This window comes from Pseudomonas sp. RW10S2 (assembly GCF_014268985.1).
In the GTDB taxonomy this organism is placed as follows: Bacteria; Pseudomonadota; Gammaproteobacteria; order Pseudomonadales; family Pseudomonadaceae; genus Aquipseudomonas; species Aquipseudomonas wayambapalatensis.
On sequence record NZ_JABWRO010000122.1, the window covers coordinates 1 to 16228 of the forward strand.

Annotated in this window: 14 protein-coding genes; 7 read left to right on the forward strand and 7 right to left on the reverse strand. The window is 61.2% G+C overall.

What is annotated here, in order from left to right; all coding sequences use genetic code 11:
* The first annotated feature begins 59 nt into the window (after positions 1 to 59).
* A complete protein-coding gene (gene nirB / locus HU729_RS21405) occupies positions 60 to 2612 on the forward strand; it encodes a nitrite reductase large subunit NirB (protein ID WP_186667091.1) in 2553 nt (850 codons plus the stop codon).
* A complete protein-coding gene (nirD, locus tag HU729_RS21410) occupies positions 2612 to 2974 on the forward strand; it encodes a nitrite reductase small subunit NirD (RefSeq protein ID WP_151926318.1) in 363 nt (120 codons plus the stop codon). The genes nirB and nirD overlap by 1 nt, the downstream gene beginning before the upstream one ends.
* A gap of 561 nt (positions 2975 to 3535) precedes the next feature.
* On the opposite strand, the gene HU729_RS21415 is transcribed toward nirD, so the two are convergent.
* The 6 genes from HU729_RS21415 to HU729_RS21440 all read right to left on the reverse strand — a co-directional run bounded on the left by HU729_RS21415 (position 3536) and on the right by HU729_RS21440 (position 10901).
* Positions 3536 to 4033: an Imm42 family immunity protein gene (locus HU729_RS21415; protein ID WP_186711489.1), complete on the reverse strand. Its 498-nt coding sequence runs from the start codon at positions 4031 to 4033 to the stop codon at positions 3536 to 3538.
* 61 nt (positions 4034 to 4094) lie between these two features.
* Entirely contained in the window at positions 4095 to 4412 is a 318-nt protein-coding gene (locus HU729_RS21420; protein WP_186711490.1) for a hypothetical protein, read from the reverse strand.
* A 171-nt stretch (positions 4413 to 4583) separates the two neighbouring features.
* Positions 4584 to 5216, reverse strand: coding sequence for a hypothetical protein (locus HU729_RS21425; protein WP_186711491.1), 633 nt, complete (start codon positions 5214 to 5216; stop codon positions 4584 to 4586).
* 154 nt (positions 5217 to 5370) lie between these two features.
* Complete coding sequence (locus HU729_RS21430) at positions 5371 to 5808, reverse strand: hypothetical protein (protein WP_186711492.1); 438 nt, start codon at positions 5806 to 5808, stop codon at positions 5371 to 5373.
* Positions 5809 to 5827: 19 nt separating this feature from the next.
* Positions 5828 to 10447 (reverse strand): RHS repeat-associated core domain-containing protein, encoded by a 4620-nt coding sequence (locus tag HU729_RS21435; RefSeq protein ID WP_186711493.1) that lies wholly within the window; start codon positions 10445 to 10447, stop codon positions 5828 to 5830.
* Between the two features lie 28 nt (positions 10448 to 10475).
* Positions 10476 to 10901, reverse strand: a complete 426-nt coding sequence (locus HU729_RS21440) for a DcrB-related protein (RefSeq protein ID WP_186711494.1) — start codon at positions 10899 to 10901, stop codon at positions 10476 to 10478.
* A 149-nt stretch (positions 10902 to 11050) separates the two neighbouring features.
* Here HU729_RS21440 and pcaQ point away from each other — a divergent pair, with 149 nt between their 5' ends.
* The 5 genes from pcaQ (at position 11051) to HU729_RS21465 (ending at position 14426) form a co-directional block, all read left to right on the forward strand.
* Complete coding sequence (gene pcaQ, locus HU729_RS21445; protein WP_186667079.1) at positions 11051 to 11983, forward strand: pca operon transcription factor PcaQ; 933 nt, start codon at positions 11051 to 11053, stop codon at positions 11981 to 11983.
* A 144-nt stretch (positions 11984 to 12127) separates the two neighbouring features.
* Positions 12128 to 12871, forward strand: a complete 744-nt coding sequence (locus tag HU729_RS21450; RefSeq protein WP_186667077.1) for an FKBP-type peptidyl-prolyl cis-trans isomerase — start codon at positions 12128 to 12130, stop codon at positions 12869 to 12871.
* Between the two features lie 291 nt (positions 12872 to 13162).
* Complete coding sequence (locus HU729_RS21455; RefSeq protein WP_186711495.1) at positions 13163 to 13603, forward strand: YkvA family protein; 441 nt, start codon at positions 13163 to 13165, stop codon at positions 13601 to 13603.
* Between the two features lie 89 nt (positions 13604 to 13692).
* Positions 13693 to 14052 carry a helix-turn-helix transcriptional regulator gene (locus tag HU729_RS21460; protein ID WP_186711496.1) on the forward strand — a complete coding sequence of 120 codons (360 nt, stop codon included), beginning with the start codon at positions 13693 to 13695 and terminating at the stop codon, positions 14050 to 14052.
* A complete protein-coding gene (locus HU729_RS21465; protein ID WP_186667074.1) occupies positions 14049 to 14426 on the forward strand; it encodes a hypothetical protein in 378 nt (125 codons plus the stop codon). Before HU729_RS21460 ends, HU729_RS21465 begins: the two co-directional genes overlap by 4 nt.
* A 3-nt stretch (positions 14427 to 14429) precedes the next feature.
* Here the strand turns inward: HU729_RS21465 and HU729_RS21470 are convergent, their stop codons facing one another.
* On the reverse strand, positions 14430 to 16184 hold the full coding sequence (locus HU729_RS21470) for a GGDEF domain-containing protein (protein WP_186711497.1): 1755 nt from the start codon (positions 16182 to 16184) through the stop codon (positions 14430 to 14432).
* Between the last annotated feature and the right edge of the window lie 44 nt (positions 16185 to 16228).

The following is a 16228-nucleotide window of genomic DNA, read 5'->3' on the forward strand; positions in this document are numbered from 1 at the left end:
GCCCCCTTTTTTTGTCTTTGCCGCGGGCACGCCCCGCACACCGTGATCGAGGATCGGCTATGAAGGCAACAGCGAACGGCGGACAACGAGAGCGACTGGTCATTGTCGGCAACGGCATGGTCGGTCATCACCTGGTCGAGCAACTGATCGAACGTGGTGCCCTGGCGCGCTTCGAGCTGCGCGTGTTCGGCGAGGAGCGCCAGCGCGCCTACGACCGTGTGCACTTGTCGGAATACTTCGCCGGCAGTAGCGCCGAGACACTAGCTATGTGCGAGCCCGACTTCTATGCCCAGCACGGCGTGCACCTGCACCTGCACGAAGCTGTGCTGGAGATCGACCGCACGCTGGGCGAGGTGGTCACCGCCCAGGGGCGCTACGGTTATGACCAACTGATCCTTGCCACCGGCTCCTACCCGTTCGTACCGCCGATCGAAGGCTCCACGGGCACGGCCTGCTTGGTCTACCGCACCCTCGACGATCTTGACGACATCCGCGCCTCGGCTGCCGGGGCCCGGCGTGGCGTGGTGGTCGGCGGTGGGCTGCTGGGCCTTGAGGCTGCCAATGCGCTCAAGTCGCTGGGGCTGGAGGCTCATGTCGTGGAGTTCGCGCCACGGCTGATGCCGGTGCAGCTCGATCATGAAGGAGGCGCGGCCTTGCGTGCGCAGATCGAAGCGCTGGGTGTCGGCGTGCATCTGTCTCGCGCCACCCAGTCGATCGACCCGGGAGAAGAGTATCGCCATCGCATGAATTTCGATGGTGGCGAGTACCTGGAAACCGACCTGATCGTGTTCTCTGCCGGCATCCGTCCGCGTGACGCCCTGGGGCGTGCCTGCGAGCTGGAGATCGCGCCGCGCGGCGGCGTGGTCATCGACGGCAACTGCCGTTCCAGCGATCCACGGATCTTCGCCATCGGCGAGTGTGCGTCGTGGAACGGCAGCGTGTTCGGGCTGGTCGCGCCCGGCTACAGCATGGCGCGCAACCTCGCTGCGCTGCTGGTCGGCGAGGCCAGTGCCGAGTTCAGCGGTGCCGACATGTCGACCAAGCTCAAGCTGCTGGGGGTCGATGTCGGCTCCATCGGCGACGCCCACGGCGCCACCCCGGGCGCCCGCAGCTACCGATACATCGACGAGGCCAACGCCAGCTACCGCCGCCTGGTGGTCGACGCCAGCGGCAAGCGGGTGATCGGCGCGGTGCTGGTCGGCGACAACAGCTACTACGACACGCTGCTGCAGTACGTGCAAAACGGCATCGCCCTGCCGCAGGATCCGGCGGCGCTGATCCTGCCGCAGAGCGGCGGCGCGCCGACGCTGGGCGCCGATGCCCTGCCCGACAGCGCGACCATCTGCTCCTGCCACAACGTCAGCAAGGGCGCGATCTGCGCGGCCATCGACAGTGGCTGCGCGGACCTGGCGGCGGTCAAGGGCTGCACCAAGGCGGCCAGCGGCTGTGGTGGCTGTGCGGCGCTGCTCAAGCAGGTGTTCGAGCACGAACTGACCGCGCGTGGCGTGACGGTCGACAAGAGCCTGTGCGAGCACTTTGCCTATACCCGTCAGGAGTTGTATGCACTGGTGCGGGTCGAGGGGATTCGAACCTTCAACGAGCTGCTCGAGCGCCACGGCAAGGGGCATGTCGGTTGCGACATCTGCAAGCCGACCGTGGGTTCGATCCTCGCCTCGTGCTGGAACCAGCCGATCATGGACCCCTCGCTGGTACCGCTGCAGGACACCAACGACACCTTCATGGCCAACATGCAGAAGAACGGCACCTACTCGGTGGTGCCGCGCATCCCGGGTGGTGAAATCACCCCCGACAAGTTGATCGTGATCGGCCAGGTGGCGAAGAAATACGACCTCTACACCAAGATTACCGGCGGCCAGCGCATCGATTTGTTCGGCGCGCAGTTGCACGAGTTGCCGCTGATCTGGGGCGAGCTGATCGAGGCGGGCTTCGAAACCGGCCATGCCTATGGCAAGTCGACCCGCACGGTGAAGTCGTGCGTGGGCAGCACCTGGTGCCGCTACGGCGTGCAGGACAGCGTTGCCATGGCCCTGCGTATCGAAGACCGCTACAAGGGCCTGCGCTCGCCGCACAAGCTCAAGTTCGCGGTGTCCGGCTGCACCCGTGAATGCGCCGAGGCGCAGAGCAAGGATATCGGCGTGATCGCCACCGACAAGGGGTGGAACCTGTACGTTTGTGGCAACGGTGGCATGCGCCCGCGCCATGCCGAACTGTTCGCCACCGATCTGGACGACGACACCCTGATCCGCCTGATCGACCGCGTGCTGATGTTCTACATCCGCACCGCCGACAAACTGCAGCGCACCTCGGTGTGGCGCGAAGGCCTGGACGGCGGGCTGGACTATCTCAAGGCGGTGATTCTCGACGATAGCCTGGGCCTCGCCGACGAGCTGGAAGCGCAGATGCAGCATGTGGTCGACCGCTACGAATGCGAATGGGCCAACGCCTTGAAAGACCCGGAGAAGCTCAAGCGCTTCCGCACCTTCGTCAACGACCAGCGGCCTGACCCGGATGTGCATTTCGTGCGTGAGCGCGAACAGCGTCGACCGGCTACGCCGCTGGAGTTGATCCCTACTGTCGAGGAGCTCGTTTGATGAACCTGTCCAATGCTGTCGTAGCACCACAGGATATCTGGCAGTCAGTGTGCCGGGTCGATGATCTGATTGCCGACTCGGGGGTGGTGGTCTGGCTCGACGGCGAACAGGTCGCGCTGTTCTACCTGCCCGGGCAGGAGCAGACACTGTATGCCGTGGACAACCGCGACCCGCGTTCAGGGGCCAATGTCATCGGGCGGGGGTTGATCGGCAGCCTGCAAGGCGAACTGGTGGTGGCGGCGCCGTTGTACAAGCAGCATTTCAGCTTGCGTGATGGGCGTTGCCTGGAGGATGCGGGGCAGCGGTTGCGCGTGTGGCCGGTGCGGATGGAAGGGGGGCAGGTCGAGATTCGCTGTTTCTAGCAGGTATGGCTCCTGCCCGGCCTGTGCAGTACCTGTGGGAGCGGGCTTGCCCGCGAACACCGGCAAAGCCGGTGCCATCTACCGCGGTGTTTGCTTCGCGGGTAAACCCGCTCCCACAGGTACTGCGCAGACCTCGGGTCTGGCTCACTTTTGCAGGTCCTCGGATAAACGTGGCTCCACGGCTTTCAACTACCGCTGCGCGTACATTTGGCTTGAGGGGCACTCGCGGGAGCGTTGGTTTCAACGGGTGTCCTGAATCATAAGTCCTGCCACCTCACTCTTAGCGAATTGATATTGATGGTGAGTGTTCGCCTAAGTGATCCAGACATGATGTCGCATGAGATCTCGTCCTCGTTAATCGAAAGGCAATGCAGCCCGCTGGCGTAATTGAACGCCAGAAGCCTGTCGTCAAGATACAGCGATGTCGAAACAGTACCGTCCAGTGAGTAGACCAACTCCAATCGGAGGGGGCCTGTGCCGAGCTTGCAACTCCATTGTGCATACTCTGGATCGAAATCTGCGACGAGCCCGAGCACCTCGAGCAATGTGGTTTCGAAAGAACTAATCATGGTTTTTGGGCGGGCTGAAAAAATTTATCACATCGTTCAGTGTGTTTTTTACGTATCCAGGAGGTAGGAAAATTTCTCGCACCACGTCATCGTCATGAGCTCTCCAGATGACTCGGTCCGTTGTTTCAAGCATGAGCAGAACCACGACATCGCCATCAAGGCAGGGCGTCAGGTTCAGCGACAGGAACAGAGCACCAAGTTTGCGAGAATCAATCCAGTTTTGAGCGTGCTCGTACCCTTGCTCGATCTGGGAAAGGACGGCTGACTTGTCCAGATTTTTTAGGGAGTCAGCGTAATCGAGATCATAATCTGCGAGTTTGACGTCGATCATGTTCAAGAAGGTGTCGATCTGCGTGATCTCTTCGTTGGCCCCGATGAGATGGTTGTCTAAAAATAGGTTCACGGCCATCCAACCTGACTTGAAGCTTGGTGCGCAGGTCGAGCAACAGACTGAAAACAACTCTATTTTCCCCGCATTATAGTAGCTCATGCTACCGGCCTTTTTTCGCATCGATGAGTGGACAGAACAGAGTGCGAACCATCGCCACGATTCAAATTCCTTTTGATGGCAGAGCCGACCTGACGATGTGCATTTCGATGGCGTGCTCATCGTCGCTCAGCGATATGATGAAATCCGGATCAGTGAAGGCCAATTGAGCGTCGTAGCTTTTGTCGAGTCTGAATAAACTTCCTAGGAATGCACCAAAATCGTACCCGTAAAAATTTAGGCCTATTCTGTTTTCGAAGAACATCCAGCATTCAAATTCTTTGTATGTGTTCGAGGCATCAGTTATGGCCGATATGACTTCATTTGCTTTCGTTGGGTGAGGCAGTAAGCGTCCATCTGCCTTCTCAGCGACAGCGTGCATGTAATTAATCGTTTCTCTATGCCAAGAGAAATCGTCTGGTCGCAGGTGTTTGAGTTTACAGGACTGAATCCCAAGAAGGTATGAAGCATATTTTTGTGCTCTGAGAGTTAGTAGCTTGTTACTAAGTGTATTATCCATTTTTATGCGTGGGTGTTCTTGGGTGTTTGCGGATTATTGTTGTCTTTGTTTAGTGGGTCGAAACTTTTGCGTTTTTATTCTTTTTAGCATGTCGTATTGCTTAGGGTGTTCACGCTCAAAGGTGTTCACGGCGTATTCGTCAAGTTTTTCTTCTTCGTATGCCCAAGAAATTAAATATTCCTGCAGGTGCCTGCACAGGTTCAAATGTGCGGGCGTGAGGTTTAAAAGTGATAAGCTATTGGGCTCGGCCTGTCTTATCAGGTGGCGTGCACTGAGTTTGGCAATCATCTCAGTATCGGTGTCTGAGATTTTTGCTAGAGCACTCATGTCTTTATACTGCGCGAAATCAGAGATTCGTGAGAGTGCTACAAGCTCATTCGAAATCCATTGACTGATCAGCGTGGCGCGCAATGGCTTTTGTGCTATCAATTTCAATAATGTAATTAGAGTTTCAGATGAGTCGATAAGAAAGACAAGTGTGTGATTGATGAAGTAGTTAGCGCAGGCGTTGACTTCGGTGCCCGCCGGTCGGTTGGCTTGGGCCGAAAGTGCAGAGGTCAGGATTTCTGAGAAGAATTGCTTATCGTGCCAGAGCTTGTTGACAGCTTCGTGCTCACGGTACAGTGATAGGAGTGTTTCCTGAACATCTCTGCTGGTATTTTTCATAATGAACACCCTCCTTTAATGCCTTTGGCGCCTGGCTTGAAGCCGACCATCTACAATTCCATCGCCTACCTTGCGCAGGTGCGGCTTTAAAGGCATACGCCATGCACTTATTTGACAAATCAGCTTCCGCTGCGATGTCTTCCTGCATGGAAAATTACTCAAGAGCGTATTGATAGCTGCCGGCGATGATCTCGACGTAGCTGTCGTACCCCGCGACGATGTAATGCTTCAATGAAAGAAAGTTGGCGGGATCATAGAGCGAATTCTTTTCTGCCAACAGCGCTGATTCGACGACTTCATAGAATTTTGGGTCAGGATGAAACCCGGTCTCACGCCAAGTTTTTACTTCATCATCTTGACTGCCCAGGATTTGGTAGTTTTGATACTGATGCTCGAAAAAATTGAGTGTTATACAGCGCAGTTCAGCGACGCGTTCAAAAACAAACGTTGCCATGGTGTAGGTATTCTTTTCGATGTGTTCGAGTCGCTGAGCCTCAACCTGAATCGATGCAACACCTATTTCGTCGTAGCTTGCGTTGAGTTGAGTGGTGTTGATTAGAAAGTCAACTTTCTGAGGGAGAAGTTTTATCATACCGATGATCTCGTGCTGTTCATGGACAAGGTGATACGCGCGTCACGAGTCCTGACCCATCTTTGTTGCGGGTCAGATCAATCGACTTCGAGGGCGGTTTGTTTTTGAAGTCCTTTGTGAGGTGAGGAGGGGCATGCTGGTAGGGAACGAATATCGCATATTTTGGATATTTGTTTGCGCTTACGAGCGCAGCGAGCCCACGGTTGTTGAGTGTTACATACTTGCCGCTGACGGGATCTTTCGTATAGGCGATCAGCAGCTTGTCGGGAGACAGTTTATTAGTTCTTAGATCATCCGCTACGTCAAGAACAGGTCTACCTGCAATTTCAGGGACCTGGGCAGCAATGGAGCTGAACTGGGGCGCAGCCCTGTTCTGGCCAAAATGCAGATCTTTCGGGAAATCCGTGAGTTCACCATGCTCGAATGGGTCGAATCCGCTCAGTCCCAGAGGGTCAATGCACGATGCGGTATTCGCCCCGTATTGATATAGGTTCACCCCGCCGATCAACCCAATCGGATCCTGCTGCGTAAACCGCCCCACCTCCGGATCATAGAACCTGAACGTGTTGTAGTGCAGCCCCGTCTCCCGGTCCAGGTACTGTCCCTGGAACCTCAGGTTCTGCTGACGGTTCTGCCCGGCATGGTGCCATTCTTCCCGACACTTGCCCCAGGTCGCGAACTCACCTTGCCACACGGTCACGCCGTTTTCATCGGTGAGCTGTTCGGGCAGCCCGGCGAGGTTGGTGTGGAAGTAGTGCAGTTGTTCGGTGCCGGGGGCGCCATCGAGGCGGGCGAGGGGTTCGTAGCTGTCGCTGTCGGCGTAGACGTACAGGCTGGGTTTGTCGTCCTGGATGTCCTGCAACAGGCGCAGACCCTGCCAGAGGAAAAGGGTCTGGCTGACAGGGGTAGGGTGATCGTTGCGGTACAGGCGCTTGGCGATCCTGCGGCCGAGCGGGTCGTAGTCGAATTCCACCCGCTCGTGCACCGGCCCGCGTTGCTGGTGTACGCGTACCAGGCGGTGCTCGGCGTCGTAGTCGAAGCGCTGGATCAGGTGCGCGCCAGTGCGTTTTTCGCTGAGGCGGCCGAAGCGGTCGTAGCGGTAGCGTTTGTCCTGGAAGACCTTGAGGCGGTTGTGCCGTACGTAGCCCTTGATCGGGTAGCCATCTAGCAGATTGCCGGCCTTGTCGTAGCCGTAGTGCTCGACCTGTTGGCCATTGCGATGAGGCAGTGTGCGGCTGGCGCCATGGATGCGTTCTGTGGGGCCATAGTCGTAGCGAACCTGACCGCGCTGGACATTGCCGCTGGCGTCGGTGCCGAACAGGCGACCGATGATCTGGGCGTGCGTGGGCGGCTCGCCGTCGCGGGCTCGCTGACACTGGATGAAATCCTCGCCGACCAGGTTGTCGCTGTCGTCATAACGATACTGCTTGCTCAGCAAGGCCAGGCTGCCGGGGCCTGCGCCCTGTACATGCAGGGCTTTTTCCAGCAGGCGCCCGGTGCTGTCGTAGCGGGTCCGGGTCTGGATCCGGCCTTGTGTTCGCAGGACTTCGGCATGCAGCTCGTCGCGCTCGAAATCGCAGATCACTCGGCCGTCGAGGTTGAGCTGATGCAAGTGGCCGCTGCCGTAGTACAGATGATTGAGGCGTCGGCCATCAGGCAGGGTCAGGGTCTGCAGGTTGCCCAGTTCGTCATGTTCGTAGGCAAGCCGGCCCGCTTTCCCGGTTTCGCTCAGCAGTTGCCCGAGGGCGTCATGGCTGAAGGCGAGCCGTTTTGGCTCGCCCAGCAGGTTGGTGAAGGTGATCGCCAGCAGGTTGTCGGCGAGGTCGTAATCGTAGTCTGTGACGCCGTCGTCGGTGCGCTTGCGCAACAGGCGCCCGGCGGCGTCGTATTCGAAATATTGCGACTGTATCGAAGCCTCGGGCTCCGGCGGGCTGCCGGGGAACGTCGGCTCGGCGTCGCGGGCCGGGTGCAGCCTCGCCTCGATGACATTGCCCGCTACATCGTAGCGATAGCTGTGACCGCCGCCATCGAGGTTGTGCTGGGCGGCCAGGCGGTCCAGGGCATCCCAGTGGAAGGCGTAGTGCTCGCCGTTTTCATTTTCCAGGCGTTGCAGGCGGTCGTGCGCATCCCAGGCGAAGCGAAGGGTGAGCCCCATGGCGTCGGTGCGTTGGCTGAGGCGCCCACGCTCGTCGTAGTGCCATTGGGTGAGTTGCTGGCCGGGGTCGATGTGCTGGGTCAACTGCCCCGACAGGTTTACCTGGTAGCGGTCGACGCGCCCGTCGGCGCGGGTGCTTTCCAGCAGGTGGCCACGGGCGTCGAAACGATAGCGGGTGCGGTTGTTGCGGCCGTTGAAGACTTCGCTCAGGTGACCGCGCTCGTCATAGCGCCAGAGGGTGGTGCGGTTGGAGCAGTCGCTGTAGCGAATCAGTTGCCCTCGGGCGTTCCATTCCAGCTGGCGGGTCTTGCCCTGAGCATCGATGACCTGTTCCACCCGGCCTTGTCGATCGTGACGGTAGCGCGTGGTGCGCCCCAGCGGGTCGGTGGTACTGATCAGGTTGCCGCGGGTGTCGTAGGTGTTGCGATAGGTATGGCCGGCGCCATCGCTGATGTGGGTGGGCAGCGCCCAGTGCTCGGTGTAGGTGGTGCGCTCGCAACGCCCCAGCGGGTCGTAGCTTTCGATCAGGCGCCCGAGCGCATCGTAGTGGTATCGCCACTCGGCGCCTTGCGGGTCGATGCTGGCCAGCAACTGGCCCTGGACGATCTCTTCCTGCCAGCGCTGGCCCAGTGGATCTACATACACCAATACCTCGTGCAACGGGCCCCACTCGAAATGTTCCTTGCGACCTAGGCTGTCGGTGACCTCGGTATGACCCTGCCCCAGGTCGTAGTGGAAAAGGTAGTCCTCGCCGTCTTCGCTCCAGTGACGGATCACCCGCCACTCATGGTCTGGCTGCGGCTCGAGCAGCGGTGGCAGGTGCGGTGTCGGGCGAGGGACGGCGGCGAAACGTTGCCACTGGTAATGGAAGGTCGCACCGCTGGCCAGGGTGTGACTGGCCATCAGCCCTTCAGGGGTATAGCTGAAGCGTCGCAGCAGCTGGCCGCCCGGCTCGTGTACTTCGCTCAGTTGACCGGCAGGGGTGTAAGCGTAGGTGGCGAGGGTTTCACGGCGCTCGACCACAAAGTCGTTGCCCTCGCGCAGGAACAGGCGCTGCACCTGGCCGACGCGGCGAGGGTGCATGCTGTCGTAGAGCAGTTCGACCACCGTGCGGCCAAAGGTGTCGACCAGGTACTGCAGGCGGCCGTCGTTGTCGTAGAGCAGGTCAAGGCGGTTGAGGTTGCGATCCCCCAGTTGCACCAGGCGTGAACGACTCGGGTCGTGCGGGTCGGTGCGCAGCACCTGGTACTGGCCGCTGTAGATGTCCTCGACCACGGTGACGCCGGCGTCCTGGTGGAAGAACGCCAGGCCGTCGAGGCTGCTGACCAGGGCGCTGCCTGGCTGCAGGCGCCCCAGTTCGATACGCGTACCTTCCTCGTCGACATAGACCCACAGCTCGCCCCCTTCAGGGTGGGGGACACGCTCGATGCGAACTTCATAAGGCAGGCTCCAGCCCAGGCCGAACACGCCATCGCCGCGCGTGTCGTTGCTGTCGTAGCGCCGGGCCCATTCGATCGGCAGCAGGCCGGGGAGGGCGAAATCCAGGTCGTCAGGGCCGTCGAGCAGCTTGGCACCGCTGGAAACGATCACCGGATGGCCCTTGCACTTGGGAATCATCGACTTTGGCTTGGGTGCCTTGCCTGGGCGTGAGCGGGCCTTGCCACCCCGGCGCGAGAGGAGCATGCCGGCGACGATGCCGATGATCTTGGCCAGCGCGCTCTTGCCATCGCGGATGTCGCGCACGGTCAGCGTGCCGCCGCCGATGCGCACATTGGGCGAGAAGGTCATGCCCACAGGGCCGTCGCAAGTAGTCTTGTCGCCCACCCGCACGGCGGGTTGGCCATTGATGAACACCTTGTCCGAACCCTGGGCGAGGAAGTTCTTGGCCGGGTGCTTGCTGCAGGTGACGGTATCCTCGCCCCGCTCCTGGGTGCCGGGATCGGCCGGTGTGGTGACTGGCGGGTTGAAGATGCTGGCGATGTCCTGGGCCATGCCGATGATCGGGAGCATCATCGAGGCGCCGACCATGGCGTAGGCACCGATGTTTTCCAGGATGGAGGGGGGCTCGGGGTTGTCGGGCGAGGCCTCGACGCCCAGGCTGATGCCGGCAGCACGGGCAGCGGGCATGCCATTGATATGGACGTTGGCGGAGCCGGTCAGGATGGCGCCATAGGGCTCGGGCGGGAACAGCGAGTTGCCGACCCAGTCACTGAAGTCGGAAATGTGTTCGCCGATGCTCTTGTCGCCGCCGCCGGGCAGCGAACTGGCCGCGCCTACCAGCAGGCCGGCGGCCACCGGCACCAGTGCAGCCGCCGCACCGCCGGTGCCGATGGTGGCGGCGACGGCGGCGCCCAAGGCCGCACCCACTGCGGCGGTGGCGGCCGCATAGACCACCGCCTCGGTCAGCGCGCTGGTGAGCTCGGCCATCAACGGTGGGTGCAGTATCAGGTCGTCCTTGCGGGCGGCGTGGAGGTCCTGCGCCATGAATCCGGGCTTCCTTGCTGGAGGGGTGTCAGCGTGTCTGCAGGCTCGCCTTGATGGCTTGCCAGTGCATGAGGTCGTTTTCCGTCAGCGGTGTCTCCTTGCTATAGCTCAGCACCATAAGACGCTGTGCCTGCACATGGGGATAGGCCAGTTGACGCTGGTGCGAGCGAATTTCGCCACGCTGGAACTGCAGGCCGACTTCCAGGCCCTGGATGGCTTGCGCCATGCCGCAGGTCGTGGCTTGAGGCTCGGTGATGTGTGCATCGAGGCGACTGCGCAGTTGTTCGAGCTGCTGGCGGTAGACGGTATCGAAGGAGTGGTCTGCGGGGAGCGGGCTGCGGGCGATCACCAAGGTGGTGCCGCGCTCCGGGAACGTCAGCATGTTCATGCTGCTGTCCTGCGGCAGCTCTGTGCCCAGGTCTAGTGATAGGTCCTGGGTTTGGTAGAGCGACATCGGTTGGCTCCTTGCCGGGGAAAGCTGCACCCTACAAATCCAGGGGCTTGAGGGCAAGCTGCGCATTGTCAGAATGGGATCGAGTCGTTGTAGGAAAGGATATTCATAGACGACTTGCAGCCCTCCTGCACACCGTTACACTGCCGTGCATGAACCTCGATACCCGCATCAAGTACCGCCATCTGCTGTGCTTTCTGGAGATCGCCCGTCAGGGCAGTCTGGCCAGGGCGGCCGATGTCCTGGCGATCAGCCAGCCGGCCATTTCCAAGACGCTCAAGGAACTTGAGGACTTGCTCGAGACGCGTCTGTTCGAGCGCACCCGCCAGGGCGTCGAGCTGACCTCGGCGGGCACCCGCTTCATGCGCTACGCCGGGCCCAGCGTGCAGGCCCTGCGCGAAGGTGTCAGCACGGTGCGCGGCGAGGCCCGGGCGCCGTCGCAGGTGCGCATAGGTGTGCTGTCGACGGTCGAGGGGTTGCTGATGCCGGAGGTGCTGTGTCGCCTGCATCAGCGTCATGAGGCGTTGGTGATCAGCGTGGTCACCGGGATCAGTGCGCAGTTGCTGGGGCAACTGCGCCTGGGCGAACTGGAACTGGTGGTCGGGCGGATGACCGACAGCCCGCAGATCCAGGGCCTGTCGTTCGAGCACCTGTACAGTGAGTCCATGAGCCTGGTGGTGCGTCCTGGCCATCCGTTGCTCGCGCGCCAACCCCTGGATCGGGCACGGGTCGGCGATTACGCACTGGTGCTGCCGCCAGCAGGTACCACCATTCGCCTGCACGCCGACAGCCTGTTCGTGCAGTGCGGTATTCAGATGCCGGGGCAACGCCTGGAAACCCTGTCTCTGGCCTTGAGCCGGCGCTACCTGCTGGGCAGCGATGCGGTGTGGGTGGCACCGCGTGACGCCGTGCTGATCGACCTGCAGCGTGGTGAGCTGGTCGAGCTCGACCTGGGTGTGCGCGAACCGGGAGGCTCGGTGGGTATCTGCCGCAACGCGGCCCTGCCGCAGGGGCTGGCAGCCCAATGGGTGTGCGAGGTATTGCGGGAAGTGGCGGGCGAATACCGGGCCGGCAGCTACCCTTGATTTTCACCGTGGGATGAACATCCCTTCATACAGGAACTTCCTGGCACAAACCCGCTCCTATGCCGGTAGCCATTGGTCATGGCCGCCTGATAAGCTCGCGGCTTTACCCTGATTGCCCTCATGGCGCATGAACAAGGAAATAGCATGAAACAGCATCGTTTGGCGGCTGCGGTTGCCCTGGTAGGCCTGGTCCTGGCTGGCTGCGACGCTCAGACCAGCAGCGTCGAGCTGAAGACCCCAGCACAGAAGGCCTCCTACGGTATCGGCCTGAACATGGGCAAGAGCCTGGCGCAGGAAGGCATGGATGACCTCGACTCCAAAGCGGTGGCCCTGGGTATCGAGGATGCAGTCGGCAAGAAAGAGGCCCGTCTGAAGGACGAAGAACTGGTAGAAGCCTTCACCGCGCTGCAGAAACGCGCCGAGGAGCGCCTGGCCAAGGCCAGCGAGGAAGCGGCCGCCAAGGGCAAGAAGTTCCTTGAGGACAACGCCAAGAAGCCGGGCGTGGTCACCACCGCCTCGGGTCTGCAGTACGAAGTCGTGAAGAAGGCCGATGGCCCGCAGCCTAAGCCGACCGATGTGGTTACCGTCCACTACGAAGGCAAGCTGATCGATGGCAAGGTCTTCGACAGCTCGATCGAGCGTGGCAGCCCGATCGACCTGCCGGTCAGCGGCGTGATCCCAGGTTGGGTCGAAGGCCTGCAACTGATGCACGTCGGCGAGAAGTACAAGCTGTACATCCCGGCCGAGCTGGCCTACGGCGCCCAGAGCCCGAGCCCGCTGATCCCGGCGAACTCGGTACTGGTGTTCGACCTCGAGCTGCTGGCCATCAAGGACCCGAGCAAGCTGGACGCCGAACCTGCCGAGCCTGCCGAAGCGCCGGCCAAGTAATCTGGCAACTGCCGCACCTGACGCCCCGTTTCGACGGGGCGTTTTCATTTTGGTCGCACGCTTGACGCGAACGCTGCAGGTGTCTCACTGTCTGAGCATGAGGCACCTTGACGCGTAGCCAACCATACGTCTGACGCAAATCGTTTGCCTGTCTGAAACGGTTGTGTAAAAAACGCCCGATCTGAGCGGGACCCTTGCTCCGTGGGCGCCTAGCGCCCTAAAACGCTGCCCTGTTCACAAGGTTATCCACAATAAATGTGGATAACCTTCCTGGCTGATGCTGGAGACACCATGAGCGCACCCTGGAATTTTGCCCGTTTTCTGCCGCTGGCCGAGCGCCTGCTCAGCCGTGGCCGCCTGCCTGCGTTGCTGTTCGCCGTGGCCCGCAAGGGCCCCAAGCTGGGCCAGTTGCGTGACGACCTGCGCCTGATGCAAAGCCTGTGTCTGGCCTGGTGGCGTGGCGAGTACCGTGCCGTCAGTCCCAAGGCCTTGGTGACCATCGTCGCTGGCCTGCTGTATTTCGTCAGCCCCCTGGATGCCATTCCGGACTGGATCGTCGGTGTCGGTTTTCTCGATGACATCGCCGTGCTGGGGTGGGTGCTGAAGACCGTCGGTGACGAGCTGGCGCGCTTCAAGGCCTGGCGCGACAGCCAATCACCCGAGCGCCTGCGCGTGGTCGAGCGGCTGCCGGACAGCCCGGAAGCGTTACGCCTGGAACGTCCTCACCCTTGATTTTGGCCTGATCTGCACAGACTCCCGCACTTGGTCATATAATTGGCATAAGCATTATGCCGACGGATTACATGCAGTAAGGGGGTTGTATGGGTATTCAGGTCATCAGTCGGGACGGTCAGCCCGAGTATGCGGTTGTTCCCTGGGCCCAGTACCAGGCACTGCTAGCCGCAGCCGGGCAGGCGCCAGTCAATGCCGACGAACCTCAGGCTGCGGCCAGTGAGGGGCGCGGCGAAGTCGTGAAGGAAAGCGCCAGCTTGCCTGCCTTGGGTGAGCTGGCGCAGTTGCGTCAGGCCAAGGGCTTGGCCCCCGAGCAGTTGGCCCGCAGCGTTGGCATCAGCCCGTCGTACCTGGCCATGATCGAGTCGGGCGAACGTGTGCCCGATGCGGCGATCCAGCGCAGCCTGGCATGGCACCTGGGGATCGCCGGCTGGAGCGAGCCATCATGAGTCAGGTCAGGATCAGTCGTCAGCAATGGCAACGCCTGCTGGACGAGCTTGACCTGGCCCGCCGTCAACGCCACCTGCTCACCTATAGGGCGCTGCTCGAGCGCCTGGAGTTGCCCACCCCCGCCATGCAGACCCTGACCGCCGCCCTGGAATACCTGGCGATGATCGATGCGCGTGCCGAGCAGCCGCTGCGCAGCTCGCTGGTGATCAGCCAGGGGGCCAGCCGCCTGCCACGTACCGGCTTCTTCGAATGTGTCGAGCGCCTGGGGCGGTTTTCAGGGCCCGTCGATGGTATGGAGGCGGCTTCGTGGCATGCCTCCGAAGTGGTGCGGGTGTTCGAGTTCGCTTACCCCGAAGAAGTGACGGCAGGGTAGGGGCTACGACACCCCGGTATCGATCAGGCTCAGACTGGGCCCGGCGGTATCCTTGGCCTGGCGCTTTGCCTGCGAAGCAAGATCGGCCAACTGCGCCGCATCCAGGCTGGCGCAGCACTCCGGCCGCAGCAAAACCACGCCGATCGACAGCGACAGCAAGGGGAAGGTCTCCCGCTGCCCTTGGCGGTTGTGGGCGATGAAGCAACCGGCCTCCAGGTGCTCGCTGCGGTAGAAGCGTCGACACTCGCGTAGAAAATTGTCGATCAACGTGTGCAGACGCTCGCGCCAATCGGCCGATCCCAACACCAGCATGAAATCATCACCGCCGATATGCCCGACGAAGTCTCGGCGCGGATCGACGCTGTCGTTGAGGCATTGGGCCAGGCACAGCAACACCTCGTCGCCACGGGCATAGCCATAGATATCGTTGAAGGGCTTGAAGCTGTCGATGTCGACGTAGCACACCGCCGCTGCACGCTGCTGCTCCAGCAGGCGGGTCAGGCACTGGCGGATCGGCACGTTGCCTGGCAGCAGGGTCAGTGGATTGGCGTAGCGGGCCTGCTGGATCTTCTGCTCGGTGATCAACTTGAGCACGTCGATCACGCGCCCCAGCCCCAGGTAGCGGCCACCATGGGTGATGATGAAATCTTCCTCGATGCGCTGCCGTGCGCGGCTGGTGAGCAGGCGGCTGACCTGCTGCAGCGACTGGCTGCGCTCGACCACGAGAAAGTCCTCGTTCATCAGCCGGCTGATCGGCTTGCGGGCGAACAGGTCGGTGCCGAATGGCTTGAGCAGCGCGTCGGACAACGAATGCCGATGGACGATACCGCAAGCCTGGCCCTGGGCGTCGAGCACGGCCAGGGAGTTGAGATTGGCCTGGCGGCGGAAGGCCTCCAGCACCTGCTGGGTTGGCGTATCCAGCGCAACCGCAGGCTGCTCGATCAGCAGTGCGGCGAGGTCGCCGCCTTCCTCGCTGATCACCAGCGCGCAGCCTTGCGCAGGCGGCAGCAGATTCAGGCCGTCGCGTGGGGGAAACTCTTGCGGGCGACCGAGCAGGTAGCCTTGCAACAGGTCGACGCCCATATCGGCCAGTACCGTCAGCTCCTCACCCAGTTCGATGCCCTCGGCAATCACCTGGGCCTTGGAGGCGCGGGCGATCTGCAGGATGGAGCCGACGAATTCGCGCTTGAGCGGGTCCTGATGGATGCTATCGATGAAGTGACGGTCGATCTTCACGTAGTCCGGACGCAGCTCCGACCACAGGCGCAAGCTCGAGTAACCTGCCCCCAGGTCGTCCAGCGCAATGGAAAACCCCATGTCCCGGTAGTGGTGCAGGGCGTTGGACAGCAACTGGAAGTCGTCGGTGGGGGTTTGTTCGGTCAACTCGATCACCACACGGCTGGGTTGCAGACCAACCTGCTCGAGCATCTTCAGGGTACGCCCGGAAGGGTAGTGGGGTTCCAGCAGCGACTCGGGCGAGACATTGAGGAACAGCTTGCCTTCGAGCCCCAGCTCGCTGAAGCGCCGGCATGCGTTCTCCCGGCACAGCACTTCAAGCTCGCTCAGGCGCCCTGCCTGGCGGGCGATGGCGAACAGGTTCAGGGGCGAGTGCAGAGGGCTGTTGGACGGCCCACGGCTGAGCGCCTCATAGCCGAGGATGCGCCGCTCGGAAAGGCAGATGATCGGTTGGAACAGGCTGTGAATGCTGCGTTGAGCCAGGATGGCGCTCAAGGCACTGAGCTGTTCGGTGACGGTCATGGACTGTTTCCTGAAAATGAAAAGGCCGGACGTTTTGGCGTCCG

Excerpts from the sequence above, each read along its gene's own strand:
- HU729_RS21420 (WP_186711490.1), bottom strand. The coding sequence starts at position 4,412 with ATGCACGCTGTCGCTGAGAAGGCAGATGGACGCTTACTGCCTCACCCA.
- HU729_RS21455 (WP_186711495.1), top strand. The coding sequence starts at position 13,163 with ATGAGCGCACCCTGGAATTTTGCCCGTTTTCTGCCGCTGGCCGAGCGC.
- pcaQ (WP_186667079.1), top strand. The coding sequence starts at position 11,051 with ATGAACCTCGATACCCGCATCAAGTACCGCCATCTGCTGTGCTTTCTG.
- HU729_RS21425 (WP_186711491.1), bottom strand. The coding sequence starts at position 5,216 with ATGAAAAATACCAGCAGAGATGTTCAGGAAACACTCCTATCACTGTAC.
- HU729_RS21470 (WP_186711497.1), bottom strand. The coding sequence starts at position 16,184 with ATGACCGTCACCGAACAGCTCAGTGCCTTGAGCGCCATCCTGGCTCAA.
- HU729_RS21465 (WP_186667074.1), top strand. The coding sequence starts at position 14,049 with ATGAGTCAGGTCAGGATCAGTCGTCAGCAATGGCAACGCCTGCTGGAC.
- HU729_RS21440 (WP_186711494.1), bottom strand. The coding sequence starts at position 10,901 with ATGTCGCTCTACCAAACCCAGGACCTATCACTAGACCTGGGCACAGAG.
- HU729_RS21415 (WP_186711489.1), bottom strand. The coding sequence starts at position 4,033 with ATGAGCTACTATAATGCGGGGAAAATAGAGTTGTTTTCAGTCTGTTGC.
- nirB (WP_186667091.1), top strand. The coding sequence starts at position 60 with ATGAAGGCAACAGCGAACGGCGGACAACGAGAGCGACTGGTCATTGTC.
- HU729_RS21450 (WP_186667077.1), top strand. The coding sequence starts at position 12,128 with ATGAAACAGCATCGTTTGGCGGCTGCGGTTGCCCTGGTAGGCCTGGTC.
- HU729_RS21430 (WP_186711492.1), bottom strand. The coding sequence starts at position 5,808 with ATGATAAAACTTCTCCCTCAGAAAGTTGACTTTCTAATCAACACCACT.
- HU729_RS21435 (WP_186711493.1), bottom strand. The coding sequence starts at position 10,447 with ATGGCGCAGGACCTCCACGCCGCCCGCAAGGACGACCTGATACTGCAC.
- nirD (WP_151926318.1), top strand. The coding sequence starts at position 2,612 with ATGAACCTGTCCAATGCTGTCGTAGCACCACAGGATATCTGGCAGTCA.
- HU729_RS21460 (WP_186711496.1), top strand. The coding sequence starts at position 13,693 with ATGGGTATTCAGGTCATCAGTCGGGACGGTCAGCCCGAGTATGCGGTT.